Here is a 16,033-nt window from a genome sequence, read left to right on the forward strand (position 1 = left end):
CCACCCCGTCCCGGGGTGGCCGGAGATCAGCCGGTGGCGCGGAGGTCGTCGGCGTGCTCGACGGCCAGCAACTCGGCCAGGCCGGTGCGGTCGAGCATCCGCTGCAACTGCGGGCTGACCCCGGTCAGCCGGAGCGCCCGGGCGCTCCGTAGCACCACCAGCAGCGCGCTGAGCCCGGAGGAGTCGCAGAGGCTCACGCCGGTCAGGTCGATCAGCACCTCGTCGCCACCCAGGTCGGCCGCCGCGGCGGTCAGCTCGGGTGCGGTGTCGTAGTCGAGCTCGCCGGTCAGCTGAAGGAGGACGCGCCCGGCGTCGAGCCGGGTCGTCTCGATGGTCAGCAGCTGATCGGACATCCCACCATGTTCCCAGCCCTGCTGGAGAACGCAACGCCGGGGGCGACATCCGCGCGCCCATTCGACCGTCCGGTGTCCCTCAGGCCGTGGTGGCGACGCCGGCAACGGCTGTGAGGTGCCGCTTTCCGCGTACCGGCGTAGGGTGGTCGGAGACTTTTGACCATGGACGCCGGTTCCGGCACGGGTTCGGGTGGACGACAAGGAGTGAGGCTCAGCTGGTGACTGCTACCGACGTCAGGGACTGGGACCCGGGCGACGGACGGCTTCCCACGCCGAGTACGACACGGCCCCCGGCGTGGTCCGCCGACGTCACGCCCCGATCCACCGCCGCACTGCCGCCGCTCGCCCCCGACCGGGATCCCGCCGCCCCCGACTGGTTCGAGGTCGTCGAGCACTTCCGGGAGGGCCTTGTCGTCTGCGACGCCGACGGCGTCGTACGACACGTCAGTCCGGTGGCCGAACGACTGCTGCCCGAGGTGACGTCCGGCGAGCTGCTCAGCGCGGCCGGCGTGCCCGGGCTGAGCGACGGCGACGCCGGGGGCTTCACCCATCACGGGCGTCGGCTCACCGCCCGCCAGGTGCCCCTCTCCGGTGCCCGCTGCTGCTGGTACGTCGAGGACGTCACCGACAGCGTCAGCCGCGCCGACGCGCTGCTCGCCGAGCGGGCCCGCTCGGCGTTCCTGGCCGTGGTCGGTGACAAGCTCGGCAACCCACTGCACCCCGACCGGGCCGCTGCCGCGGTCGTCCGCCTCGCCGTGCCGACACTGGCCGAGGTGGCCGTGCTGGTGCTCGCTCCCCGTGGCGGTCGGGCCCGCTGGTGGCGGGCCTCACGCTCCGACGACGAGGCCCCGACGGTGGACAGCGGCGTGCTGGCCGGCGGGGACCTGCCGACCGCCATCGCCGACGGGCTGACCGGGGTCGAGCCGCACGCGGTCGACTGGCTGGTCGAGCAGGCTGTCGACGCCGGCTGGCTGCCCGGGCTCGTCGGCACCGAGAGCGCTGCCCGGGTCGTCCCGTTGCCCGGCCGCGACGCGCCCGTCGGCGTGCTGCTGGTGGCCCGCCGCTCCACCCGCTGGTACGACGAGGCCGACGTCGAGCTGGCTCGGGCGTTCGCGGCCCGTGCCGGCGCGGCGCTGACCACCGCCCTGCTCTACCGCGACCAGGCGGAGGTGGCCGACACCCTCCAAGCCAGCCTGCTGCCTGTCGAGCCGGCCGAGGCCGCGGGCGTGCAGTGGGGCACCGCGTACCGGCCTGCCCAGGCGGGGCTGCGCATCGGCGGCGACTTCTACGGCTCGCACCGGCTCGCCGACGGGGGCTCGGTGTTCTTCCTCGGCGACGTGTCGGGCAAGGGCGTCGAGGCGGCCGTCTTCACCGGCCAGTTGCGTCAGTGCTTACAGGCGTTGCACCGGTTGGAGTCGCACCCCGGGCGGTTGCTGCGGCTGCTCAACGACGCGTTGCTGGAAACCACCCAGGCGCACGGCCAGGGCCGCTTCGCCACGATGGTGCTGGGCGTGGCCCGCCCACAGCGCGACGGCGGCCTGACCCTCACCATGGCCGGCGGTGGCCACCTGCCGCCGCTGGTGCTGCGCACCTCCGGTGAGGTGGAGTCGGTGCCGCTGAGCGGCATGCTGATCGGTGTGGTGCCCGACCCCCGCGTCGGCGAGGTGACCGTACGGCTCGAACCGGGGGAGACCTGCCTGCTCTACAGCGACGGGGTGACCGAGGCCCGGGGTGGCCGCCGCGGCGACGAGCAGTTCGGCACGGAGCGCCTGGTCGCCGCCGTGACCGGCTGCCAACGGATGCCCGCGCCGGCCCTGGCCGAGCGGGTCGAGCAGGTCACCTGCGACTGGTTGGCGCACGGCGACCACGACGACATCGCGGTGCTGGCGCTGCGGGCGACCGGTCCGGGTGGGCGCGGGTCGCGGCACCTGCACTCGGTGCCCCCGCAGGCCGTCACCGACCGACCGAGGGAGACCGACGCGTGACCGCTGCCACGACGGCCGCCGACCCGACCGACGCGTACGCGGGCTATCTGGACTGCCTGGCCGACGCCGACGAGTACGCAGCGATCGACATGGCGATCGGCCTGCTCGACGCGGGCGTGCCGGCGGAGCGGGTGCTGCTCGACCTGGTCGCGCCCGCGCAGTCCGAGGTGGGCGAGCGCTGGGCGCGCAACGAGTGGAGCGTCGCCCAGGAGCACGCCGCCACGCACATCAGCGAGCAGGTGGTGGCGGCGGTCGCCGCGCATGCCAACCCGCGCCCGACCGGCGGGCGCGTCGTGGTCGCCTGCATGGACGGCGAGTGGCACGCGCTGCCGCCCCGGCTGGTGGCCGAGGTGCTGCGGTTGCGTGGCTGGCAGGTGACCTTCCTGGGCGCCAGTGTCCCGGCGGCGCACCTCGTGTCGTACCTGCACCGCTACGACGCCCACGCGGTCGCGCTGGCGTGCGCGTTGCCGATGCGGTTGCCGTACGCCCACCGGATGATCGAGGCTTGCCGTCGTTCCGACGTGCCGGTGGTGGTCGGTGGGCGTGGGTTCGGTGCGGACGGTCGGTGGGCGCGCCGGCTCGGTGTGGCCTGGGCGCCGAACGCGCCCGCGGCGGCCGAGCTGATCGCCGACGAGCGGGCGCTGCGCGGGGTGCCGCCGGCGCGGCTGGCCCACCTGGCCGACGACGAGTACGCCAGCCTGGTGCGGCGTCGTGGCGAGCTGATCGACGGCGCGTTGGCCGACCTGCGGGAGCGGGTGCCGGCGGCTCGGGCCTACAGCCCCACCCAGTTGGACGCGACAGTGAGCGACCTGGGTCACATAGTGGATTTCCTGGCCGCGGCGGTCTACGTCGACGACCCCTCGTTGTTCACCGAGTTCGTGGAGTGGCTGTCGGAGATCCTGCTGAGCCGTGGGGTGCCCGCCGGCGCCGTCGCCCGGCCTCTGGATCACTACGGCGTCGCGTTGCGTGACTTCCCCCGGGCGGTGCGTGTGCTGGCCCTGGGGCGCGCCGCGCTGCCCGCCGCCGACCGCTGAGGGCCCGTCACCAGTCATCCTTGGCCGATCACCGCGCCAGTCGGCCGGCGAGCCGACCCTGCGTATACTTGCCGCACTGCAAACGTCCCACCCGACGGGTGGAGCGAGGGGGAGCACGGTGACGTTCAGCATCAGTCACGTCGAGCGCGACGGCGCTGGCGCCTGTCTGCGGCTCACGGGCGAGCTGGACCTGAGCACCGCTCCCGAGCTGAGTGCCGCGATCGACCGGCTCACCGCCGCCGGCGAGACCCGGGTGCTGCTCGACCTCACCGACCTCACGTTCTGCGACTCCACCGGGATGGCCGTGTTCGTCCGGGGAGACAACCGGGCTGCGGCCGAGGGCGGTTGGCTGCGCCTCACCGGCGCCAGTGGCCGGGTCGAGCGGGTGTTGCGGGTCACCGGCCTGGCCGAGGTGCTGCGGTACGAACCGGAGGCGGTCGACCCCGCGTCGCGCAGCGCCTCCTGATGGGCTACATTTCCCCGCCAGCGCGGTGACCGTCCGGTCCCGTCTCCGCCGACCCGAGGCAGGTAGTTATGGGCGCAGACAGCGCGCAGCCGGTACGCATCCTGGTGGTCGACGACGACCCGGGCGACGTGCTCATGATCGAGGAGGCGTTGGCGGATTCCGACGTCGACAAGGTCATCGACGTGGTCAGCGACGGCGAGGAGGCCATGGAGTTTCTCCGCGCCGAGGGCCGGCACGAGCACGCCCGCCGGCCGGACGTGATCCTGCTCGACCTGAACATGCCGCGGATGGACGGTCGACAGGTGCTGGGCGCGGTGAAGCAGGACGAGGATCTGCGGACCATCCCGATCGTCGTGCTGACGACCTCCAACGCCGACACCGACATCGTCGGCAGCTACACGCTGCAGGCCAACGCGTACGTCACCAAGCCGATCGACCTGGACGACTTCAACGATGTGGTCCGCCGCATCGACGAGTTCTTCGGTCGGGTGGTCGTGCTGCCCAAGCGCATCTGACGCCGGCCCCGCCGCGCACGCATGCTGAACATTTTTCCCGAACCCCCTCGGCCGTCGCCCTCTGGGCCGAGGATCCAGGTGGGGAAGTAACAGCAGCTGCCTGGGGGGCGACAGTATGAGGTTCTCCGTCGTTGAGACCGGCTACGACCAGCGGCAGGTGGATTCCTGCCTGGACGAGCTGGGGATCCGGTTGTCCCGGCTGGCGGCGCGGGCGCAGGGTGCGGCCGGGGCGACCCGGGAGTGGGACGAGATCCGCGAGGAGGCCACCTGGCTCAGCGGGCTCCTGCAGAGGCTGGACCTCGGTGACACCTCCGGCGGCCGGCACACCGGTGACGGCGCGCGGCGCGAGGCGGCCGACCTCCGGGCCCAGGCCCGTGCCGAGCTGGCCGAGGCCCGCGAGGAGGCACGGCAGGTGCGGGAGCGAGCGTACGCCGACGCCGTGCAGGCCCGACGCGACTTCGAGGCGGCGCTGTACGCCCGCCGGCGACGTGAGGCGCGGGTGGACGAGATCCTCAGCCAGGTGACGGTGGACCAGGTGCCCGCCGACACCCCGACCGCGGCTGCCGGCGTACCGGGAAGTCGGGTGGGAGTCGGCGGGCAGGACGCGGGCGCGGAGCAGCCGCCCGGCCGTCGCTGACGCCGGAGGGCCGTGGCGTGGGTGCCCGGCTCAGGCGGTGAGCGCCGCCACGACAGTGGTCGCCCGGTCCTCGTGCTGCGCGTACGCGTCGGGGTAGGCGGAGATCTGCACGGACTGGGCGGCGTAGGTGATGCTCATGTCCTGCCAGCCGGGGATCTCGTTGAGCGCCGTGTAGAAGGCCCGTGCGGCGTACGACGGGCGCATCAGCTCGGCCACCGTGCCCCAGCCGCTGCTGGGTCGCTGCTGGAACAGCCCGACCGAGTCATGGTCGGAGCCGCTGCCCTGGTTCGGGTAGTTCGCCGACTCCGGCAGGACGTCGCTGGCCAGGTTGTAGAGGTTGCTCTCCTGCATCGCGGTGGCCAGTGCCACCACCAGGGCGCGGCGCGGCATCTTCATGTCCAGGCCGACGTCCACGATGGTCTTCGCGTTGTCCATCTGTGCCTGGTCGAGGCCGGCGACCGGTCGGGGTCGGCGGGGTTTGACCGGCTTCTTGGGCGCCTTGCGGACGACGGTGGGGCGCGGGGTGGGCGACGCCGCAGTCGGGCTGGGCAGGACCCGCGCGGGGGCGAGGTCGCGGTCCAGCGACCGGGAGGCGCGCTCGTCGGCGATGGCGGCACGGTCGGCCACCGCCTCGGCGAGCGGCTCCACAGTGCGGGGCGCGTCGTCGCTGCCCCGGGCGGTGGCCACCGCGACGAGGCTGAGACAGCAGGTGACACCGGTGGCCAGGGCCACCCGCACCGGGGTCGAGCCCAGCAGGGTGCGCCGGGGCGGTTCGGGGACGCGGTGACGGCCGATCGTCCGTTCGGTTGATGCGGCGTCGCCCGGTTGGGTGGTCGGGCGCGCGTCGGTCAGCTTCTGGTCGGAGGGGTCGTCGGGATGCACCTGACGAGGCTAAAGACCCAATTGCTCGATCTCGCCCGCCCGTACAGTGGCCTGCGCCACAGTTTGTCCCGATCTTGGGGATTTCAGGGGGCGAAGGCGCCGCAACGACGATCAACCTCGCGGATCGGGCTAGACGGGTATTACCGATTTGCTGGTCAAATGCGACCACGCCACTGCGATTCTCGCCCCGCATTCGGCCGCGCGGCAGGCTCAGCCGATCGGCCGGTGACGGTTCCGTCGAACGGTCCGTAGCGCCTGGCCAGTGGTCACCCGGATCTCAGTGTCGACCGTTCTCCGCCGGCGTGACGGTCAGCCGGTGCCGGCTGGTGTCGCCGCTGGAGAACGGCCAGAGCCGGTCGGCGTACTCGACCAGGTCGGCCAGTTGATCCCGGCTCAGACCGGCGGACGAGATCTCCGCGTGCACGTCGGCTCGGTACCGCCCGTCGTCGTCGCGCCCCAGCTTCGCCTCCGCCCGGACCTGGACGGTGTGCGCCTCGTCGGTGATCTCCCCGGCCACCTCCACCGCCGCGTGGTGCAGGCAGGAGGCGAAGGCCGCGGCCAGCAACTGTTCCGGGGTCAACCCGGTGCAGTGCGGCGCCAGCGGCGAAGCCAGCGCGGTGGAGAGCCCGCCGTCGTCGGTGCGTACGTGACCGCCCTCTGCGGTCGCTGTGGCCTCACGCAGCCAGGAACTCTTTTCCGGCATCGCGTTTCTCCCGTCGCTCACCGGCTCGGCTACCCGGCCTCCTCCCGGCGAAACGCCGGAGGCCCTACCCGCATCAGCGCCCGGCGCCCCGGTAGGACTCGTCGAACACCGCCACCGCCTCGGTGGGCTCCGCTGCGGCCCGTTCGGTCCACGGTGAGGTCGCGGCCGCCTGGCGGGCCGTCGGGATGGTCATCGGCACGTACACCCGGGCGTCCACCGCCTCGGCCAGCAGCAGCGCCGCGACCAGGCTGGTGGGCCGCTGCCCGGGCTCGTCGGCGAGACAGGAGTGGCACAACTCCACCACCTCCGGCGGCAGCCCGTCGATCTCGGGCAGCGGCTCCGGTGGCTGACGTCGGCGTACGCCGAGCAGTTCGCTGGCGGTGACCGCGTCGTACGGCAGGCGGGCGGTGAGGCAGTAGTAGAGCAGCACCCCGAGGGCGTACATGTCGGCGGCCGGGGTGGCCGGCTCCCCGTCCAGCTGCTCGGGCGCCAGGTACGCCGGGGTGCCCAGCACGACCCCCGTCGGCAGCGGGTCCGGTGCGCCGGCCGGGATGGCGATGCCGAAGTCGAGCACCTTCACCCCCGCCGGGGTGAGCATGACGTTGGCCGGTTTGACGTCGCGGTGCACGATGCCCTCCGCGTGCGCGGCGGCCAGCGCCGCGGCGACCTCCGCGCAGACCCGCACCGAGATCCGCCAGTCCAGCGGCCCGGCCCGCAGGTGCGCGGCGAGCGTCTCACCCTCGGCCAGCTCCATCACGATGTAGGGCACCGGCCGGCCGGGCCAGGTCGACGAGGTGCCGAAGTCGTGCACGCTCGCCACGTTCGGGTGCACCAGGCGGGCGGCCGACCGGGCCTCCGCGCGGATCCGGTCCACCGGGCCGTCCTGGTCGTCCGGGCCGGGCAGGATCAGCTTCACCGCGACCGACCGGTCGAGCACCTGGTCGTGTGCCCGCCACACCTCGGACATCCCACCCACGCCGATGCGCTCCTCGAGCTCATACCGCCCGTCCAGGTTGCGCATCGACCACTCCTCGTCCCCGCCCCGCCGACGACGGGTGCACCGGTCGCGGTACCCGGCCTCCGAGCTGGGCAAACCGCAGCGGTGTCCGGGGCAACCCCCGCGCGCAGCGCGCTGCGCCGACGGCGGCGGGTGCGGTAGCTTGCGAGCCAGAGCCGGTGTCACCGATTGTGCCGGCACGGTCACCCGAGAGGGCGCTGCGATGAGCGAGGTCACCGTACGCTTCGTCGGCGGGCCCGCGGACGGCCTGGTCCGGTTGCTGCCGGCCGGGTCCGACGGCGCCCCACCACCGCGTTGGATCATGCGGCACCCGGACGGCACCGGTCCGGTCCAGCCCGGCCCCGACCACCTCTACGAACGCGACCGCCCCGACGAGGCGGGCGGCTGGAGCATGCGCTTCGTGCGCACCGACGCGTACGGGGTGTCCGAGTGACCACGAGGCGGGGCTGACCGGTGGCGACGCCGGCGTCCCGTCGGCCCGGCCGCACAGCTGGCGCACAGCCTCCACAGGGGCGCGGCACAGGCATCGCGGCCACGATGGGGGACATGGTCATGAACGGGCAGGCCGTGCCGAGCCGGATCGAGCTGCGCCGCCCCGACGGTGAACCCGTCCGGGTGCTGGTGGTCGACGACGAACCGACCCTCACCGACCTGCTGTCGATGGCGCTGCGCTACGAGGGTTGGCAGGTCCGCAGCGCCGGCAACGGCATGGCGGCGTTGAGCGCCGCGCGGCAGTTCCAGCCGGACGCCGTGGTGCTCGACGTGATGCTGCCCGACCTGGACGGCTTCCAGGTGCTGCGCCGGCTGCGCGAGCACGCCCCCACCGTGCCGGTGCTCTTCCTGACCGCCCGCGACGCGGTGGAGGAACGCATCGCCGGGTTGACCGTCGGTGGCGACGACTACGTCACCAAGCCGTTCAGCCTGGAGGAGGTGATCGCCCGGCTGCGGGCGCTGCTGCGCCGCTCCGGCTTCGCGGTCGCCACCCGGGAGGACGCCGTTCTCACCGTCGGCGACCTCAGCCTCGACGAGGACAGCCACGAGGTGCGCCGGAACGGCCAACTCATCACCCTCACCGCGACGGAGTTCGAGCTGCTGCGCTACCTGATGCGCAACCCCCGCCGGGTGCTCAGCAAGGCGCAGATCCTCGACCGGGTGTGGAACTACGACTTCGGCGGCCAGGCCAACGTGGTGGAGCTGTACATCTCGTACCTCCGCAAGAAGATCGACGCCGGCCGGGCACCGATGATCCACACCCTGCGCGGCGCGGGCTATGTCCTCAAACCCGCCGAGTAGACGCCGCCGGATGCGCGCCGCCCGCCGCTGGCTGGCCGGCCGCTCCCTGCGTACCCGACTGGTGTTTGCCCTTCTCGCGCTGCTCGCGGTGGTCAGCGTCGCCATCGGTGGCCTGACCACGGTGGCGCTGCGGCACTTCCTGATCGACCGGCTGGACGCCCAACTGGCTCCCGCGACGGCGATGCGGGGCGACCGTCCGGGACGGCCGGCCTTCCCCGGCAACGGACCGGGCATCCCACCCGGGTTGCCGTCCGGCGCGGTGGTCGCCGAGATCGCCGACGGCCGGGTGACCGCCGCCCGGACCCTGACCAACAGCGCCTCCAGCACCGATCCGTTCCCGGACGAGCAGTCCGTGCCGGTGGGCGAGGTCGCCGCGCTGGCGGCCCTGCCGGTCGACGCCAGACCGCGCACCGTCGACCTCGGGGATCGCGGTGACTACCGGGCCGTGGCCCGCCAGTACTGGGACGGTCGAGTACGGGTCGTCGCGGTCCCGCTCTCCGGCGTCCAGGAGACCGTCTGGGCGCTGGTCGCCGCACAGGTCGGGGTGGCGGCCGTCGGGTTGGTCGTCGCCGGGGCGGCCGGCGCGCTGATCGTCCGGGCCACGCTGCGCCCGCTCAACCGGGTGGCCGCCACCGCCACCCGGGTCACCGAGCTGCCCCTGGACCGCGGCGAGGTGGCGCTCGCCGTCCGCGTCCCGGCCGCGGACACCGACCCGCGCACCGAGGTCGGTCAGGTCGGCGCGGCGCTGAACCGGATGCTGGGCCACGTCGCCGACGCGCTCTCCGCCCGGCAGGCCAGCGAGACCCGGGTACGCCAGTTCGTCGCCGATGCCAGCCACGAGTTGCGCACGCCCCTGGCCGCGATCCGCGGCTACGCCGAGGTGGCCCGGCGTGGCCGCGACGAGGTTCCCCCCGACGTGGCGCACGCGTTGCGCCGGGTGGAGTCGGAGAGCACTCGGATGACCAGCCTCGTCGACGACCTGCTGCTGCTGGCCCGCTCGACACCGGCCGGCCGCTCGCGGTCGACCCGGTCGACCTGACCGCCCTGGTGGTGGACGCGGTCAGCGACGCGCACGTCGCCGGCCCCGAACACCACTGGCAGCTCGGCCTGCCCGAGGTCGCGATCCGGGTGCCCGGTGACGCCGCCCGGCTGCACCAGGTGGTGGCGAACCTGCTGGCCAACGCCCGGGTGCACACCCCACCCGGCAGCACCGTCACCACCACGCTCGCCGTCGACGCCGGCAGCGCCGTGCTCACCGTCGCCGACGACGGGCCCGGGGTGCCGGCGGAGTTGCAACCGGAGATGTTCGAGCGGTTCGCGCGCGGCGACAGCTCCCGGTCCCGGGCGCACGGCAGCACCGGCCTCGGTCTGGCGATCGTGGCGGCCGTCGTGGAGGCCCACCACGGCACGGTCGAGGTGGACAGCCGCCCGGGGCGGACCGTGTTCACCGTCCGGTTGCCGAATCCCACAGCTGACGCATAGTCGGCGCACGGCGTCGCGCCAGCCCGGCCGTACATCGGCGGGTCGCAGGGCAACAGCGTCCTGGAACTCACCCTCGGCTACAACGGCCTCGGTTCTTCGACACCGAGCTGCTGGTGCTCGCCCAGCGGGCCGGGCTGCGCATCCACGAGGTGCCGGTGGACTGGGTCGACGACCCGGACAGCCGGGTCGACATCGTCGCCACCGCCCTGGCCGACCTGCGCGGGATGGGTCGGCTGGGCCGGGCGTTGCTGACCGGCGCGCTGCCGCTCACCGACCTGCGCGCACAGCTCGGCCGGGTGCCGCTGACCGTGCGGCCGGAGCAGACCGGCCGGGCGCCGCTCGGTGTGCCAGCGGGGCAGGTGCCGGTGGGGTTGCCTCGACAGCTGGTCCGGTTCGCGGCTGTCGGGGTGGCCAGCACCCTCGCGTACCTGGTGCTCTTCGTGGCCACCCGGGGCGCGCTCGGCGCGCAGCCGGCGAACCTGCTGGCGTTGCTGCTGACCGCGGTGGCCAACACGGCCGCGAACCGACGGTTGACGTTCGGCATCAGCGGGCGACGGCACGCCGGCCGGCACCACCTTCAGGGGCTGCTCGCCTTCGGCCTGGGCCTCGCGTTGACCAGCGGATCGTTGGCCGTGCTGCACGCGGCGCACGCCGCTCCCGCCCGGCCGGTGGAGCTGGCCGTGCTGGTGGCCGCGAACCTGGCCGCCACCGTGCTGCGTTTCGTGCTGCTGCGCCTCGGCATGCACCACCGGCGCGCCTGAGGCGCCGGCCGGTCAGCCGCCCAGCACCTCGGCGAGGACCTCGACGACGCGTCGTGTGTGACGCCCGTCGGGGTCCTCGTCGGTGTTCAGGTCGGTGACGCTCATCCCGAGCAGCCGGTCGGCGCGGGCCAGGGGCGTGACCAGCGCGATCAGATCCGCCCAGCGCGGGCCGTCCGGCTCGGGGTAGGTCACCGCCGGCAGGTCCCGCGGGTCCACCACGTCGAGGTCGAGGTGCAGCCAGGCCGGGCCGTCCCCGCCGGTGGCCAGGCCCGCCCCGACCGTGCCCGCGCCCCGGCGGAGCAACTCGGCGGCGGGCACCTGGTGGATGGCCGGGTCGATCCGGGCGGCCTCGGCACGGCTGCTGTCGTCGGTGGCCGGGCGGTGCCCGAGCAGGTGGACCCGACCGGGGTCGAGCAGCGGGCCGTCGCAGCCGATGGCGGCGACCGGGCCGTGCCCGGTGACGATCGAGAGGTCCATGTCGGCGGCTTCGCCGGTCGGCGACGTGACGCCGTCGAGGAAGTCCGGGTGGGCGTCGACGAACCACAGCTCGGTAGCCGGCGGCAGGGCACGGCAGATGCCGGGCAGGATGGCGCAGTCGCCGCCGAGCACCAGGGGCCGCCGGCCGTCGGCGATCAGCGCCACGACCTGGGCGGTGATGGCCGCGCCGGCCCGGACCAGGCCGGCGGCGCCGATCACCCCGCTCGCCGGGTCGCGGACAGCGTCGCGGAGGCGCGCCTCGTCCACCCGGCCACCGTCGTCGGCGGCCAGGGCGTCCAGCAGGCCGGCGTCGCGCAGCGCGGCGGGGGCCCGTTCCTCACCGCGCCCAGCGCCGGAGGAGTCCAGCGGCGCGTCCACGACCGTCCAGCGCACGTCCGCAGCGTACCGGCGAGGTCCGGGCTCCCGGCCACATTCTGTGGCGAGGCTGGGAGTACGCCGATGTGCCCGCGACGGCGATGACGACCAGCGTACGGTGAGGGACAAGTCCGGCTTTCTGGGTCAAAAGCCTCATCGGTGTACGCCCGGGACGCCGGTATCAAGACGGCGAGGGCAAGGAGCGATCGGTGAGACATCTGGCCTACCTGGACGCGGGATCCGGCAGCCTGATCGTGCAGGCGGTCGTGGGCGGGGTGGCCGGTGCCGCGGTCGCCGCCAAGCTCTACTGGCGACGGCTGGTCGACCGGTTCCGCCGGCAACCCACCGACCAGCGGTGAGCGGGCCGGTCCCCGCGATGGCGATCTCACCCACCGAGGTACGGCCCGAGCCGGCCTCCTTCCGCGACCCGGCCAACCGGGTCTTCCACGTCGGCGACGAGGTGCTGCGCGGGCTGGACACCCAGGCCGCCGAGCACTGGCGGGCGTTGACCGGCAGCAGGTTCTTCCCGGCGCTCGTCGCCGCGGGCAAGGTCTGCGCCACCGAGGACGCCCCGTCGACACTGGTGCCCGCCGCGACCGGGGCGCCGTGGGCCGCCGTGCTGCGCCATGAGCGCATCCCGTTCGTCTCCCACCCGTACGAGTGGTCGTTCGGCATGCTGCGCGACGCCGCGCTGCTGCACGTGGAGATCCTGCGGGCCGCGCTGGGCGAGGGCTTCACCACCAAGGACGGCTCGGCGTACAACCTCCAGTGGCACGGCACCGAGCCGGTCTTCATCGACATCGGCTCCTTCGAACCGGTCCGCGACGGCGAACCATGGGCCGGTTACCGGCAGTTCTGCCAGACCATGCTCTACCCGCTGATGCTCACCGCCCACCTGGGCGTCGACTTCCAACCGTGGCTGCGCGCCCGCGTCGACGGCATTGAGGCCGACGAGCTGCGCCCGCTCTTCGGCGGGGCCCGCCGGCTGCGCCCCGGTGTGCTGACCCACCTGCACCTGCACGGCGCCATGCAGCAGCGCAACGCCGCCGCCAGCACCAGCGACGTCCGCGACCAGCTGCGGGCCGCCGGCTTCTCCCGGGAGTTGCTGCTGGCCACCGTACGCGGCATCGAGAAACTGGTCCGCAAGCTGGACCATCGCCCGGCCGGGACCCACTGGTCGGACTACCAGCGCACCTGCGGCTACTCGGCACGGGACCGGGTGGCGAAGGAGCAGTTCGTCGCCGCCTCGGTGGCCGCCGGTGGCCGCCCCCGCCTGGTGCTCGACCTCGGCGCCAACGACGGCCGGTACTCCCGGCTGGCGGCCGGGCACGCCGACTACGTGGTCGCCGTCGAGCAGGACCCGGCCGTGGTCGACGAGCTGTACCGCAAGCTTCGCTCCGAGGGGCAGCGCCGGATCCTGCCGCTGGTGCTGGATCTCGCCGACCCGTCACCGGGTGGCGGCTGGCGGGGCATCGAGCGGGCCGGCTTCGCCGAACGGGCGTCCGCCGACGTGGTGCTTGCCCTTGCCGTGGTGCACCACCTGGCGATCGGGCGCAACGTGCCGCTGCCGGAGGTCATCGACTGGCTGGCCGGGCTGACCGCGCCGGGTGGCGCGGTGGTGGTGGAGTTCGTCCACCCGGACGACCCGATGGCAAGCCGGCTGCTGGCCAACAAGCCCGCCGGCCTCTTCCCGGACTACCGGCGCGACGCCTTCGAGACGCTGCTGGCCGCCCGGGGTCGGATCACCGATCGACTGGAACTGCCCTCGGGCACCCGCACGCTCTACCGGACGGTGATGGGTGGCTGAAGCCGCCGCCGCCGACCCGCCGACCCCGGACGAGCGGTCGCCAGCGGCCTCCACGCGGTGGTACCAGGGCTGGCGGAGCGAGCTGTGCCGGCTGCTGGAGGTGACGGCGCTGGTCGGCCTGGTGGTCACCCAGCCACTGCTGGACGTGCTCGGCCGCAGCCCCGACTTCTTCCTGTTCCACCGCGCCGACCCGGCCCAGATCCTGCTGCTGGTCGCCCTGGTGGCGGTGCTGCCCACGGTCGCGGTGGCGCTGCTCGGCGCGCTCAGCCGCCTGGCCGGCCGGACCGCCCGCGCCCTCACCCACACCGGGCTGGTCGGCCTGCTGCTCGCCGCCCTCGCCGTGCAGGTGGGCCGACACGTGACGCCGCTTCGGGGCGTACCCCTGCTGCTGGTGGCCATGCTGGCCGGGGCCGCCGGCGCGGCCGCGCACCGGCGGTGGCGGGCACCGGGCCGGGTGCTGCGACTGGCCGCCGCCGGGCCGGTGGCCTTCCTGGCGCTCTTCCTGCTCGCCTCGCCCACCTCGGCGGTGGTGCTGCCCCGCGGCGACGGCGGCGCGGCCGGCACCGCGCAGGGCACCGGTGTGCACCCACCGGTGGTCATGCTGATCCTCGACGAGCTGCCGTTGGTCAGCCTGCTCGGCGCCGACGGGCGGATCGACGCGACCCGGTACCCGCACTTCGCCGAGCTGGCCGGCGGCTCGACCTGGTACCGCAACGCCACCGGCGTCAGCGGGTGGACGCCCAACGCGCTGCCGGCGATGCTCACCGGCCGCTACCCGACCAAGCCGGTCGCCCCGCACTACTCGCAGTACCCGGACAACATCTTCACCGCCTTCGGCGGCCTGTACGACATCCGCGTCGAGGAGAGCATCACCCGGCTCTGCCCGCCCAGCCGCTGCGAACAGCCGGTCACCCCCGAGCAGGGGCTCGGCGTGCTGGTCCGGGAGACCGGCAAGCTGCTCGGCCGGATCGCCGGGCCGACGGAGAGCGCCGTCGACCCGGAGGACTCCTACCGGGAGCAGACCCGCGCCGAGGCCGGCCTGGACGCCGCCGAGCCGGTGCCGGCCGACCCGAAGTTCCGCTGGGACAGCCTCGACGACAACCAGCCGGCCCGCTTCACCAGCTTCCTGGCCGGGCTGAAGCCCACGCCCCGGCCCACCCTGCACTTCCTGCACCTGCTGATGCCGCACTCACCGTGGGCATACCTGCCGTCCGGAGCGCGCTACGACGCCCCCGAGGACCTGCCCAACGACGGCGCCGGCTGGGTCGACCTGGCCCGGCAACGGCACCTCGCCCAGCTCGGCTACACCGACCGGCTCATCGGCGAGACCCTGCGGACGCTGCGCGCCAGCGGCCTCTACGACCAGGCCCTCGTCGTGGTGACCGCCGACCACGGCGTCAGCTTCCGCCCCGGCGCACAGGGCCGGGGCATGGACGCGATCAAGGCCGCCGCCGGCGAGGTCGCCTGGGTGCCGATGTTCGTCAAGGAACCCCGGCAGCAGACCGGCCGGGTGGACGACCGCAACTGGGAACACGTCGACCTGCTGCCGACCGTGGCCGACGAGGCCAACATCCGGCTGCCCTGGCGCGTCGACGGCCGCTCCGCCCGGCAGGCCCCGCGCACCGACGGCAGGAAACACTTCTACGACCGCCCCGGCGAACCGGTCACCTTCCCCGGCGGGGTCCCCACACCGCCGCCGCTGCCCACACCGCACCCCCTGGTCGGCACCGAGGTGCGCGCCGGCCCGGCCGCCGGCAGCGCCCGGATCGCCGACCTGGCCGCGTTCACGGCCATGGACCCGGACACCGGCACCCTTCCGGCGCTCGTCTGGGGGGACGTCCCGGACCGGATCCCGGACGGCACCCTGCTCGCGGTGGCCGTCAACGGCCGGATCGGGGCCGTCGTCCCGGTCGTGCCGGCCGACCCCGGCGGACGCCGATTCGCCGCGCTGCTCACCGACGACAGGCTGTTTCGCACCGGAACCAACCAGCTCGACGTCTACGAGATCGCGACGGACGGTACGCTGCGACGCCTTGCCCTCTCGTGATCTGCCACCGGGTGTTGTTGCACCCCTGTCCCGCCCCCGTCCGGCCGCTGTCCGGCCCGTGTCCCGCCCAGCGGGATACCGGGTTTCCCGGCGGCCCGGTCGGGAATCGGGTGACGCATGCCTCACCGCCGAACCACGGCGGGCGTTGTCCCCCGAACCGCAATTACGGTAGAAGCGAAGGCAATTCAACGTAGATCT

Annotated in this window: 15 protein-coding genes and 2 pseudogenes; 12 read left to right on the plus strand and 5 right to left on the minus strand. The window is 73.9% G+C overall.

Going from position 1 to position 16,033, the window contains the following annotated elements:
* Positions 1–26 precede the first annotated feature (26 nt).
* Positions 27–353 carry an STAS domain-containing protein gene (locus HNR22_RS02375; protein ID WP_179778816.1) on the minus strand — a complete coding sequence of 109 codons (327 nt, stop codon included), beginning with the start codon at positions 351–353 and terminating at the stop codon, positions 27–29.
* 218 nt (positions 354–571) lie between these two features.
* Here HNR22_RS02375 and HNR22_RS02380 point away from each other — a divergent pair, with 218 nt between their 5' ends.
* The 5 genes from HNR22_RS02380 (at position 572) to HNR22_RS02400 (ending at position 4,990) form a co-directional block, all read left to right on the plus strand.
* Positions 572–2,338 carry a SpoIIE family protein phosphatase gene (locus HNR22_RS02380; protein ID WP_179778818.1) on the plus strand — a complete coding sequence of 589 codons (1,767 nt, stop codon included), beginning with the start codon at positions 572–574 and terminating at the stop codon, positions 2,336–2,338.
* Positions 2,335–3,372 (plus strand): cobalamin-dependent protein, encoded by a 1,038-nt coding sequence (locus HNR22_RS02385; RefSeq protein ID WP_179778819.1) that lies wholly within the window; start codon positions 2,335–2,337, stop codon positions 3,370–3,372. The genes HNR22_RS02380 and HNR22_RS02385 overlap by 4 nt, the downstream gene beginning before the upstream one ends.
* Before the next feature lie 118 nt (positions 3,373–3,490).
* Positions 3,491–3,838 (plus strand): anti-sigma factor antagonist, encoded by a 348-nt coding sequence (locus HNR22_RS02390; RefSeq protein ID WP_179778820.1) that lies wholly within the window; start codon positions 3,491–3,493, stop codon positions 3,836–3,838.
* Positions 3,839–3,906: 68 nt separating this feature from the next.
* The gene (locus tag HNR22_RS02395; RefSeq protein ID WP_179778822.1) at positions 3,907–4,353 is read left to right on the plus strand and encodes a response regulator; all 447 of its coding nucleotides are present in this window, start codon (positions 3,907–3,909) and stop codon (positions 4,351–4,353) included.
* 115 nt (positions 4,354–4,468) lie between these two features.
* Entirely contained in the window at positions 4,469–4,990 is a 522-nt protein-coding gene (locus HNR22_RS02400; protein WP_179778823.1) for an ATPase, read from the plus strand.
* A 30-nt stretch (positions 4,991–5,020) separates the two neighbouring features.
* Here HNR22_RS02400 and HNR22_RS02405 read toward each other — a convergent pair whose 3' ends face one another.
* The 3 genes from HNR22_RS02405 to HNR22_RS02415 form a co-directional block, all read right to left on the minus strand.
* Entirely contained in the window at positions 5,021–5,872 is an 852-nt protein-coding gene (locus HNR22_RS02405) for a hypothetical protein (RefSeq protein ID WP_179778824.1), read from the minus strand.
* A 277-nt stretch (positions 5,873–6,149) separates the two neighbouring features.
* The gene (locus HNR22_RS02410; protein WP_088947958.1) at positions 6,150–6,575 is read right to left on the minus strand and encodes an OsmC family protein; all 426 of its coding nucleotides are present in this window, start codon (positions 6,573–6,575) and stop codon (positions 6,150–6,152) included.
* A 73-nt stretch (positions 6,576–6,648) separates the two neighbouring features.
* Positions 6,649–7,596 carry a serine/threonine-protein kinase gene (locus tag HNR22_RS02415; RefSeq protein ID WP_179778825.1) on the minus strand — a complete coding sequence of 316 codons (948 nt, stop codon included), beginning with the start codon at positions 7,594–7,596 and terminating at the stop codon, positions 6,649–6,651.
* 199 nt (positions 7,597–7,795) lie between these two features.
* On the opposite strand from HNR22_RS02415, the gene HNR22_RS02420 reads away from it, so the two are divergent.
* From HNR22_RS02420 to HNR22_RS02435, 4 genes and pseudogenes are all read left to right on the plus strand, one after another.
* A complete protein-coding gene (locus HNR22_RS02420) occupies positions 7,796–8,026 on the plus strand; it encodes a hypothetical protein (RefSeq protein ID WP_179778827.1) in 231 nt (76 codons plus the stop codon).
* Positions 8,027–8,139: 113 nt separating this feature from the next.
* Positions 8,140–8,886 (plus strand): response regulator transcription factor, encoded by a 747-nt coding sequence (locus HNR22_RS02425; RefSeq protein ID WP_179778828.1) that lies wholly within the window; start codon positions 8,140–8,142, stop codon positions 8,884–8,886.
* Positions 8,864–10,368 (plus strand): annotated as a pseudogene (locus tag HNR22_RS02430) (sensor histidine kinase). Before HNR22_RS02425 ends, HNR22_RS02430 begins: the two are co-directional and overlap by 23 nt.
* 92 nt (positions 10,369–10,460) lie before the next feature.
* Positions 10,461–11,129, plus strand: a pseudogene (locus HNR22_RS02435) (GtrA family protein); the annotation flags it as partial.
* A gap of 12 nt (positions 11,130–11,141) precedes the next feature.
* On the opposite strand, the gene HNR22_RS02440 reads toward HNR22_RS02435, so the two are convergent.
* A complete protein-coding gene (locus HNR22_RS02440) occupies positions 11,142–11,999 on the minus strand; it encodes an arginase family protein (protein WP_179778830.1) in 858 nt (285 codons plus the stop codon).
* Positions 12,000–12,190: 191 nt separating this feature from the next.
* On the opposite strand from HNR22_RS02440, the gene HNR22_RS02445 reads away from it, so the two are divergent.
* Genes HNR22_RS02445 through HNR22_RS02455 form a run of 3 tightly spaced genes read left to right on the plus strand, consistent with a single transcriptional unit; the run spans position 12,191 to position 15,835 of the window.
* A complete protein-coding gene (locus HNR22_RS02445; RefSeq protein ID WP_179778832.1) occupies positions 12,191–12,340 on the plus strand; it encodes a hypothetical protein in 150 nt (49 codons plus the stop codon).
* Between the two features lie 17 nt (positions 12,341–12,357).
* Complete coding sequence (locus HNR22_RS02450; RefSeq protein WP_179783365.1) at positions 12,358–13,788, plus strand: class I SAM-dependent methyltransferase; 1,431 nt, start codon at positions 12,358–12,360, stop codon at positions 13,786–13,788.
* Positions 13,781–15,835, plus strand: a complete 2,055-nt coding sequence (locus tag HNR22_RS02455) for a sulfatase-like hydrolase/transferase (RefSeq protein ID WP_179778833.1) — start codon at positions 13,781–13,783, stop codon at positions 15,833–15,835. The genes HNR22_RS02450 and HNR22_RS02455 overlap by 8 nt, the downstream gene beginning before the upstream one ends.
* The last annotated feature ends 198 nt before the right edge of the window (positions 15,836–16,033 follow it).

The organism is Micromonospora jinlongensis, assembly GCF_013410645.1.
Taxonomy (GTDB): Bacteria; Actinomycetota; Actinomycetes; order Mycobacteriales; family Micromonosporaceae; genus Micromonospora; species Micromonospora zamorensis.

What these genes read in the sequence shown, in the direction of transcription:
- HNR22_RS02375 (WP_179778816.1), bottom strand. Translation starts at nt 353, where the DNA reads ATGTCCGATCAGCTGCTGACCATCGAGACGACCCGGCTCGACGCCGGG.
- HNR22_RS02395 (WP_179778822.1), top strand. Translation starts at nt 3,907, where the DNA reads ATGGGCGCAGACAGCGCGCAGCCGGTACGCATCCTGGTGGTCGACGAC.
- HNR22_RS02400 (WP_179778823.1), top strand. Translation starts at nt 4,469, where the DNA reads ATGAGGTTCTCCGTCGTTGAGACCGGCTACGACCAGCGGCAGGTGGAT.
- HNR22_RS02410 (WP_088947958.1), bottom strand. Translation starts at nt 6,575, where the DNA reads ATGCCGGAAAAGAGTTCCTGGCTGCGTGAGGCCACAGCGACCGCAGAG.
- HNR22_RS02415 (WP_179778825.1), bottom strand. Translation starts at nt 7,596, where the DNA reads ATGCGCAACCTGGACGGGCGGTATGAGCTCGAGGAGCGCATCGGCGTG.
- HNR22_RS02420 (WP_179778827.1), top strand. Translation starts at nt 7,796, where the DNA reads ATGAGCGAGGTCACCGTACGCTTCGTCGGCGGGCCCGCGGACGGCCTG.
- HNR22_RS02425 (WP_179778828.1), top strand. Translation starts at nt 8,140, where the DNA reads ATGGTCATGAACGGGCAGGCCGTGCCGAGCCGGATCGAGCTGCGCCGC.
- HNR22_RS02450 (WP_179783365.1), top strand. Translation starts at nt 12,358, where the DNA reads ATGGCGATCTCACCCACCGAGGTACGGCCCGAGCCGGCCTCCTTCCGC.